Here is a 2351-nt window from a genome sequence, read left to right as displayed (position 1 = left end):
GTCATAGCCGTAGCTGGTGGTGACACCGTCGGCATCGGTGATCGACGACACCGCCCCGTAGGGGGTGTAGCCGAAGGAGGTTTGCGCCCCGCCGACCGTGCGCGTGGAAAGCCATCCGCGTGGGGTATAGGTGAAATCGGTGTTGATGCCGTTGGCGTCGGTGATTCGGGTGGGACGGCCATCGGCATCGTAAGAGGCGATGGTGGTGACGTGACCGGCCGGATCGGTGACGGTGTGCAGGTCACCGGCCTGGTAGCAGGCGGCGCCGGGTGTGCCGCAGCTGGTGGCGCTGCTGGCCATGTAATAGCTGTAGGTGGTGGTTTGCGTGACATCGGTGCGCGGGCCGGTGGCGGTCAGGAGCAAGCCGACAATTGGGCATTGCACGGTGTCGACGGCGGTGCAGTAGGTGTAGGTCGAGCGGCGTACGCCGGCCGGCACTGTGCCCGATGCGCCGCAGCTGTAGCCGGAGGCCGCGCTGTTGGTCGGGTCGATGTCGCAGCGGGCCACTGTTTGGCCGGTGGCGTTGTAGACCCATTGTGTCGAACTGACGGTGTTGCCCGAGGCGTCTTGCACCGTGCGCGTCAGTGGCACACGTAACGTCGTGTTCCAGGTGAAATTGGTTGTGCGTTGGCTGCTGGTGCCCTGCCCATCGACTTGCTGCGTCAACAAATTATTACTGTTATAGGTGGTGGCCGTCGTGTTGCCGTTGAAGTCGATGGAGGTTTGCGGGTTACCGTTGGCATCGTAGGTGAGCGACTTCCAGGGTTGGTTGCATTGCGAGCCGCAAGGTTGGTCAAGAGCCGCGACTTTGTTGACACCTTGCACCGTCGAGAACGTCGTTGTCGAAGTGAATCCCAGCGGATACGTTACCGATGTCGTGCCGTTACTGTTGTAAGCGATCGACGTGGTATCAACATTGTTAGCCAGGAAACTCGACGTTGCGTTACCTAAGTCAGTATAGGTCGTGCTTTCGTATCGGCCCCCCGTTTCATCGATAATCCCTGTCAAAAGCGACCGTATACCCGATCCTCCTGTCAACGAGGATTCGTTATAAACATATTGCCTCGTCGTCCCATCGGGATATTGCACGGAACTTAGACTGCCAGGCGCCGCGCTACTTGACGATCCATAGCTGTAGCTGATCGTTCTACCATCAGGTAGCGTCACCTGATAGATCTCACGATTGTAGTTATACGCGAAATTAAGCTGGCGCCCTTTAGGGTCTGTGACCGTTAGCAGCAGCCCTGCTTTGGGCGCTACCGAATAGGGCGTTGAAGCAGTGCTATAGGTCAGAGTAATACCCTGCCCAGTTTCATCGGTTTCCGATTGCAAAAGGCCTGCAGCGTTAAAGTCCTGAACATGCCTTAGATCAGCAAGAAATACGACGTAGCCAGTGGCCACACCCTGACTATTATCGATTTCCGTGAGCGTATCGGAAATATCCGCATCGGAGGTCCATACGCCATTAGCTTTTGTAAAGGTTTCCTGCGAACCATCGGGTCGCATGAGCACAATAGTTGTCAATGGTTGATTAACCAGTTCAAGCGAACTATCAAAGCTATGGCGCCAATTTGTACCAATGCCTGTTGAAGCGACTGCCTGCGTGCTGTTGTAAAATCTTCGCAGGGTCAACCAGTCGCCGACGGCGTAATCGTCCTCTTCCAGATATTTGTTACCCGTTGATGCATTGATGGGATCAGCAACAAAGACCGGAGCCGGCTTTAGGGAACTAGTTTGACAACCACATATGCTAGTTCCGGCGTTTTTCCCCGGATCATAGGCATAGGTGGCTGGCATCACATCGCCATATCCGAAACCACCTCCGGGGTAGCCGGGCCCGATGGAAAAGCAATCATAGTCGAGAGAATCCGGCTGCATGGTTATGGGGCGACTAAAGTCTGGAATTGCCCCACCGGTCTCCGCAACAACGAAATCAAATAGAGAATTACAGGCCTCCATGGGTGACGCATACACCGGACTGTAATCCCATGTCCCGTTAGCATTCTTATACGTTTCGTAGTACCAACCAGATTGTTGGGCTACGACCGGTTGTAGCAACTGCATCAAGATAAGAAAGCCAAACAATGCGGCTTTACGAATGACAGATATAGGCGACGACAGAACTACAGCCAAGCTCGCGTGCAGCCATCCATTACGGCAGTCGTGCTGGGTTTGCGTAGGCATGTGGCCATGTCCCCTGCTCGTCCTTAGGTGGTTGCGCATCGGTGCAGCATCCATGGTGGTGTCCCTATCAATTCGTGCCGTTGTAGTTGTCGATCGTCTGCACCAGACGATTGAGCGCGTCGTAGCCGAGCTGGCGTTGAATGCCCAGGCCGTCGCTGCTCTGGACC

At 55.5% G+C, this 2351-nt stretch carries 1 protein-coding gene; it reads right to left on the bottom strand.

What is annotated here, in order from left to right; genetic code table 11:
• A partial coding sequence (locus DWU98_RS22490; RefSeq protein ID WP_196239561.1) for a DUF6531 domain-containing protein occupies nt 1–2184 on the bottom strand: 2184 nt, incomplete at its 3' end.
• Between the last annotated feature and the right edge of the window lie 167 nt (nt 2185–2351).

The organism is Dyella monticola (assembly GCF_003363155.1).
Taxonomy (GTDB): Bacteria; Pseudomonadota; Gammaproteobacteria; order Xanthomonadales; family Rhodanobacteraceae; genus Dyella_B; species Dyella_B monticola.
This window is presented reverse-complemented; position numbering and strand designations above follow the sequence as displayed.